Below are 6454 nucleotides of genomic sequence, written 5' to 3'. Positions count from 1 at the left end.
CCCCCATCTCCCCCATCCCTCCTTTAATCCCATTGCAAAACTTTTTCCTTAACTATATTCTGACCATCGCGAGAAATTCGTAATATTTTGTCAGTTAAGATAAAACTTATATTGCCGTTTATCGCTATGTATTGATTAGTTTTTACGCCATTTTGACTCGATTTTTGTAATGGAAGATTAATTATGGTATTGTTTGTTCTAGTAATGCTTATATAGCTACTGGGATTTTCGTTACCACAAATATAAATAAAAAAACTTTGAGTTTCTGCTTGAGCAAAGGTTTTGTTATTTTCAGGACAACCTGTTGATAAAGTTTCACCATCTCCTTTTACAACACTTATAACTTTTTCTCTAAAGATAATTCTACCGCTTTTACTTATTATCATTTCATATGGTGTAATTTGATAGGTTATTTCACCATTAACAGCAATATAAATTTCTGTTTCTCGAAAGTTTTGAGTAATAGGGACTATAATTTTACTATCTAATTTTTTCGGGATACGGACATAGTATCCCAGAGGATTTAAATTATCTCCCCTACAAATATAAACGTAATATTTTTCTGTATCAAAAGTACGTATAGGTAATAAGTTTGCAGAAGGACAGACTTTGTTTGGAGCAGTATCAACAGTAATTTTATTTGAATTATTAATATTTTTGGTCTGCTTATCCACAGTTATTTTTGCTGTAGAAGACTGAATATTAAACAATAAAATGCCACCCATCAAAGCTAATTGTAAAGCGTTAAAATGAATTAATTGACTTTTAAAAAAATTCATATTGAATAAAACAATTTCTCTGTAAAATCACCGCCATAACATTCCTAGATTTGGCGTGAAATATCAGTACTATTGCTGATAAAAATCTAAAAGTATTATCCTATGCAACAAAATCTCATACAACTAGCTTGCACGTATTTTCATCTATTCTTTATTAAAAAAATAAATTTCAGAAAACTCGATTTTTTGTGGGGTAAGAAATCGGGTTTTTAGGATGATTGTCTTTTATTACAGATATTTAGAGATATTTAAAGTAAAAACCCGACTTCTGATTAAGGACTTGATTTTAAAATCAATTTCTTGCAACAGTTCAGGTTGTAGTTAAAGTTTTAGTTTGTATACGTACCATTACATAATTTTTTTATCAGTTATTTATTCTTCATAATCTGTATCAATTTCAATATCAAGCGTTTCTTCATCAATTCGTATATATAAAATATTCGGACGACAACAGACTTGACAATCTTCTACATAAGACTGTTGAGAACCAGCACTGATATCAATAAAAGTTAAATTTGGTTCTCCACAATAAGCGCAGTAATATTCAGCAGTATTTTGCATAATTAAAGGTTAAAGGTTAAAGGTTAAAGGTCAAAGGTTAAAGGTTAAAGGTTAAAGGTCAAAGGTTAGTGGATAAACAACCATCAACAGTCAACTGTCAACTAACTCCTTTAAATTGATTAGTAGCTTCAGTTAAATGCTTTTGTAGTGTAGACTGTGGAAGTGGTCCTTGCAAGTGATTCCAAGGTAATATTTGCTCGGTTGACCAAGTATCGTAAACGTAGAAGTCTAATGGGGGAATTTGTCCTTTTAGTTCTTTAAAAGCACGCTTATAACTACCCAAAGAATCCCCAAAGTTACGAGTCAGTTGCAAAAGTGGGAATAATCTTCTATCTCCCCTCGATAACAGCGTTTGAATTATCGACCAATTATAGCTTTCTGGACGAAAATCTATTCCTTGGGGCTTCAATTTTTTCTGCAACAATTTCAATCGTTTTTCTGCTTCTTTATTTACTCCAAACCATTGAAACGGTGTATGCGCTTTAGGTACAAAAGTGCTGCATCCTAAAGTAAATCGCAATCCGGGGGCAGCTTTTTTAAGATTCTGCATCATGGTTACAGTTGCATCTAAATCTTCTGGAGATTCCCCAGGAATTCCCACCATTCCGTAAAGTTTCAACGCTTTTAATCCGCCTTTTTGAGCATTTTCTGCCGCTTTGATAATATCTTGTTGTTCAAGTTTTTTATTAATAATTTGCCGGACTTTTTCCGAACCGCTTTCAACAGCGATTGTTAAAGATTTAGTTCCTCTTTGAGCTAAAGTTTTGGCTAATTCTTCTGTCACCGTATTAGTTCTTACTGAAGCAATACTTAAACGGACATCTTCGTATTTTGGCTGATTAATATAATCTAATAAACTTTCAAATTCGGGATGCTGAGTTACCGAAGCTCCTAATAATCCCAGCCGATTTGTGACTTGTAAACCTCTTTCAATTGCGGGAATTAATGAATCATTTAAACTTGCAGTTCTAAAAGGTAAAGTGAGATAACTTGCTAAACAGAAACGGCACATTTCCGGACAGCTTCTCACCACTTCTACCATGAAAATATTTTCCCAAGCAGCTTTTTCTGTGACTACTGTTGATGTTGATAAAGTGTTCCCCCGATAAGTTTGTTTTTGTACTTCTGCGGGAATTTCTGATGAAATTGGTTTGATAGATTTTATTGCACCATCTAAACTAAAATATTCAACTTCATACAAACTGGGAACGTAAATTCCTGGTACTTGTGTAAGTGCTTTTAATTTTGTTTCTCTATCCGCGTTTCTAACTTCTTTATAAACATTAATAAAATCATTTAACAGATTTTCCCCATCTCCTAACAAAATCACATCAAAAAAATCAGCAAAAGGTTCGGGATTCGCTGTTAAAACCGGACCACCACCAAAAACTATGGGATGATTATCTTGGCGTAAATTTGACTTAATGGGAATATCTAAAGATTCCAACAAATTTAAAATATTCACATAATCCAATTCCCACGACATCGAAAAACCTAATATTTCGGGATTTCGGGGAAGGGTTTCGCTAATATCGGTAAACAACCGACTTACCTGTAAATCCCCACGCATCGCTAAAGTAGCCCATACTACTTGATAACCCAAGCTGGTAATTCCCACAGTGTATTCATTGGGAAAAGCAAAGATAATAGGAATAGCGTTGGTGTCAGGAGTTATAGGAGTAAATAAAAGGCGTTCCTTAGCAAATAAATCGGATGTCACAGGCGTTTACTTTGGGGTGTTCTTCCATATTTAATTTTAAGATATAGAATTGTCAGGTTAAAAAGTAAAGTGAATGCATTAGCAAGAATAATCGCTATATCTTTACGTAAAATTCCGTATATTAACCATAAAAAAATACCGATGATAAATGTAATTAACATCGTGTACGAAACATCTTTAGCTGATTTTGTTCGCCAAGTTTTGATCATCTGCGGTAAAAAAGCAGACGTAGTTAAAGTCGCAGCGAGCAATCCGACTATTATCATTAGTTCTTTTAAAGATAATGTGCTTTATATTTCTTCATATTAATTGATAAATGTATCGGGTGTGTCAATTTTGGATTTTAGATTTTGGATTTTGGATTTTGGATTGTGTTATCCGGCGCTTTGTTACCGCTTCTACACAAGCAAAACCCACCTTCGTGGGTTAAATTACTCCTTTTTCGATTTAAGATTACTTCTCCTCTTTCTTTCTTCCTCACCGTTTTTTCATGAGCCATCCTTCAAATCACAAGTTAGCGAAACATATATTTTCTACTAAAGGGAAAACACCTGAAGAAACGAAAGAAGAGATTATTAAATGTTTTTATTCTTGATAAAAAGTGTTGATTAACTTGCCGTCCTCATATTACTATCTGTATCGTCTTCATTTAGACCAAATTTCTCGTATAAAGTATTAACATCTTGAGGTTCAACGGTTTTAGCTTTTGCACGTTGTAAAGCAGTTAATAAACGAGCAGAATTCTTTGGAGAACGAAGTAAATACAAAGTTTCTAACAGACTTTCAAGTTCAGCTTCGGAAATCAAAACTACATTTTTGCCATCTGCTCTGTCAATAATAACTACTTCTTCATTTTCAATCGTTTGACGACAAAGGTTATCTAAATTAGTTGTAGCTTCTTCTAACGTGATTTTTATTGACATAAAATAAATTCTAAAAATATAAATCTATTTTGAGGAACAGAAATTTTATTCATTAAGACTTACGCAAAAACTCTCTCAAACCCTCTTGACTCAGTGTCCTTTGTGTCTCTGTGGTTCATATTTTCATCTTCTGTTGCGTAAGTCCTATTCATATTAAATATCTAGAATAAAGATTTTAATTCCTAACTTCTCATTCATAACTAAGTAAGTCGGCAACAATAAATCTAACTATGTAACAAAATATAAATTGGCTTTAAAACCTTACCCTACTCCCTACTCCCTACTCCCTTACCATAATTACAATTTTCAACGCCGACCTACTTATTAACAAAATTTTAAGCTGTCCTTAAACACTTAATAATTCAAACTTGTTTTTCCAATTCTAAATTTTTTCTCTGCACTAAAAACTCATCAAATAGTTCAAAAAAGGTATCTAATGCCTTGTTTTCATCAGCAGAGTAAAACACAATGATACTAGCCCAAGATTGGTTTGTCTCAACCTTAAATCTTTTTCGTATCCAGTTTAAAAAATATTCAAATTCTTCTTCTTCTTCTGTGGGTAATAAACCCATTTCTCGTTTTGCACCGTTATATCCTGCTAAAAATGCTTGAAGACTAAATATTGAGTTTTTTCCTAAGTACATAGCAGGTCTTTTTTTTATTCTATTGAGCATCTCATATAAATTACTCATCGACAAATGCTTATGCTATTTCACAGAATTCTCGTCTTACAAATCAAAATATCGGGAGACGTAGCAGTGCTACGTCTCTACATTGGTTATAAAACTTTACACTGTCCTTGGAACCTTAATAAATGGTCGCATAATACCAAAGCCACCATCGCTTCTACCATTGGAACTGCCCGTGGTAATACGCAGGGGTCATGTCTTCCTTTTGCAGCTAAAACTCCCGCTTCACCCGTTTTAGTAACTGTATTTTGTTCTTTTCTAATAGTTGCCGTGGGTTTAAATGCTACACGAATTATAATATTTTCACCGTTGGAAATCCCACCTTGAATACCTCCGGAACGATTGGTTACGGTGCGGATATTCCCTTGTTCGTCAGTATAAAATTCATCGTTGTGTTCGATTCCCGTCAGCAAAGTTCCAGCGAAACCAGAACCAATTTCAAAGCCTTTACTAGCGGGAAGGGACATTACACCTTTAGCAATATCAGCTTCCAATTTATCAAAAACTGGCTCACCCAAACCTTTGGGAACGTTACGCGCTACACATTCCACTACTCCACCGATGGAATTACCATCTCTACCAACTTGCTCGATTAACTCAATCATCCGTTCCGCACATTCAGCATCGGGACAACGGACGATATTACTTTCAACTTGTTCTAAAGTAACTGTTTGTGCGTCAACTTCGCCTTCTAAATCCTTGATCCGCTTGACGTAACCGATGATTTCTACACCACCCACTTGATGCAGAATTTTTTTGGCGATCGCACCTGCTGCGACTCTGCCAATTGTCTCTCGTGCCGAAGACCTACCACCACCTTGATAGTTACGAATACCATATTTAGCATCATAAGTAGCATCAGCGTGGGAAGGGCGGTACATTTGCACCATCTCGCTGTAATCTTGGGGACGAGTATCTTTATTTTTGACCAAGATCGATATTGGCGTACCTAAAGTTTGTCCTTGAAACACCCCCGAAAGAATTTCACATTGATCGGCTTCTTTACGAGGTGTAGTAATTTTACTTTGCCCAGGTCGCCGTCTATCTAATTCTACTTGAATTTCTTCGGCAGAAATTTCCAACTGTGGAGGACAACCATCAATTACTACTCCCACACCACCACCGTGGGATTCACCGAAAGTAGTAACGCGAAATAAATGACCAAAAGTGTTACCCATGATGATGTTAAGGAGATTTCTAGGCTATGTATACCGCAAGGTCTTGTTATGACTAAGACACATATAACAAGAATATATTTTTACCTTGACTATTGCTAGGGGTATAGTTTTGATATTTATGCAGATTTTTTAGATGATAGTCCGCAAAGGGAGACTTTGTTTGTGTAGGCGCGGTTTCAACCGCCAGCTTTAAACATGATTTTCGTGAAATTGTGACATATTCCAAACAAAAAAACGCCTCCCGATTACTCGGAAGACGTTTTCTGTATGTGGTGAAGACGTTGCAATGCAACGTCTTCTACATTTTTATTTAATTATTAACCGTTGATTGCGGGAGCGCTAATTGCAACAGGTGCAGCATCAGCAGCAGCTAAATCCAAGGGGAAGTTGTGAGCGTTGCGCTCGTGCATTACTTCCATACCCAAGTTTGCTCTGTTCAATACATCTGCCCAGGTGTTGACTACACGACCACTAGAATCGATTACAGACTGGTTGAAGTTGAAACCGTTCAAGTTGAAAGCCATGGTGCTGACTCCCAAAGCGGTAAACCAAATACCTACTACAGGCCAAGCTGCTAAGAAGAAGTGCAAGCTACGGCTGTTGT

Annotated in this window: 8 protein-coding genes and 1 pseudogene; 1 reads left to right on the top strand and 8 read right to left on the bottom strand. The window is 35.6% G+C overall.

Annotated elements, in window-relative coordinates; translation table 11 throughout:
- Nucleotides 1–23 precede the first annotated feature (23 nt).
- From IQ247_RS30965 to IQ247_RS30950, 4 genes are all read right to left on the bottom strand, one after another.
- Nucleotides 24–779: a hypothetical protein gene (locus tag IQ247_RS30965; protein WP_193925905.1), complete on the bottom strand. Its 756-nt coding sequence runs from the start codon at nt 777–779 to the stop codon at nt 24–26.
- A 372-nt stretch (nt 780–1151) separates the two neighbouring features.
- Entirely contained in the window at nt 1152–1340 is a 189-nt protein-coding gene (locus IQ247_RS30960) for a CPXCG motif-containing cysteine-rich protein (RefSeq protein WP_193925903.1), read from the bottom strand.
- Between the two features lie 97 nt (nt 1341–1437).
- The gene (locus IQ247_RS30955) at nt 1438–3060 is read right to left on the bottom strand and encodes a B12-binding domain-containing radical SAM protein (protein ID WP_193925901.1); all 1623 of its coding nucleotides are present in this window, start codon (nt 3058–3060) and stop codon (nt 1438–1440) included.
- Nucleotides 3057–3269, bottom strand: a complete 213-nt coding sequence (locus IQ247_RS30950; RefSeq protein WP_322745612.1) for a SemiSWEET transporter — start codon at nt 3267–3269, stop codon at nt 3057–3059. Before IQ247_RS30950 ends, IQ247_RS30955 begins: the two co-directional genes overlap by 4 nt.
- On the opposite strand from IQ247_RS30950, the gene IQ247_RS33475 reads away from it, so the two are divergent.
- Complete coding sequence (locus IQ247_RS33475; protein WP_322745613.1) at nt 3202–3369, top strand: hypothetical protein; 168 nt, start codon at nt 3202–3204, stop codon at nt 3367–3369. The genes IQ247_RS30950 and IQ247_RS33475 overlap by 68 nt on opposite strands.
- A 299-nt stretch (nt 3370–3668) precedes the next feature.
- On the opposite strand, the gene IQ247_RS30945 is transcribed toward IQ247_RS33475, so the two are convergent.
- The 4 genes and pseudogenes from IQ247_RS30945 to IQ247_RS30930 form a co-directional block, all read right to left on the bottom strand.
- On the bottom strand, nt 3669–3983 hold the full coding sequence (locus IQ247_RS30945; RefSeq protein ID WP_193925897.1) for a type II toxin-antitoxin system Phd/YefM family antitoxin: 315 nt from the start codon (nt 3981–3983) through the stop codon (nt 3669–3671).
- A 362-nt stretch (nt 3984–4345) separates the two neighbouring features.
- Nucleotides 4346–4675 (bottom strand): hypothetical protein, encoded by a 330-nt coding sequence (locus tag IQ247_RS30940; protein ID WP_193925895.1) that lies wholly within the window; start codon nt 4673–4675, stop codon nt 4346–4348.
- 86 nt (nt 4676–4761) lie between these two features.
- Entirely contained in the window at nt 4762–5850 is a 1089-nt protein-coding gene (aroC, locus tag IQ247_RS30935; RefSeq protein ID WP_193925893.1) for a chorismate synthase, read from the bottom strand.
- 317 nt (nt 5851–6167) lie between these two features.
- Nucleotides 6168–6454 (bottom strand): annotated as a pseudogene (locus IQ247_RS30930) (photosystem II q(b) protein); the annotation flags it as partial.

This window comes from Plectonema cf. radiosum LEGE 06105 (assembly GCF_015207665.1).
GTDB classification, from domain to species: Bacteria; Cyanobacteriota; Cyanobacteriia; order Cyanobacteriales; family Nostocaceae; genus Rivularia; species Rivularia radiosa_A.
Note: the sequence above shows the minus strand (reverse complement) of the source record. Positions and strands in the feature narration are given on the sequence as shown.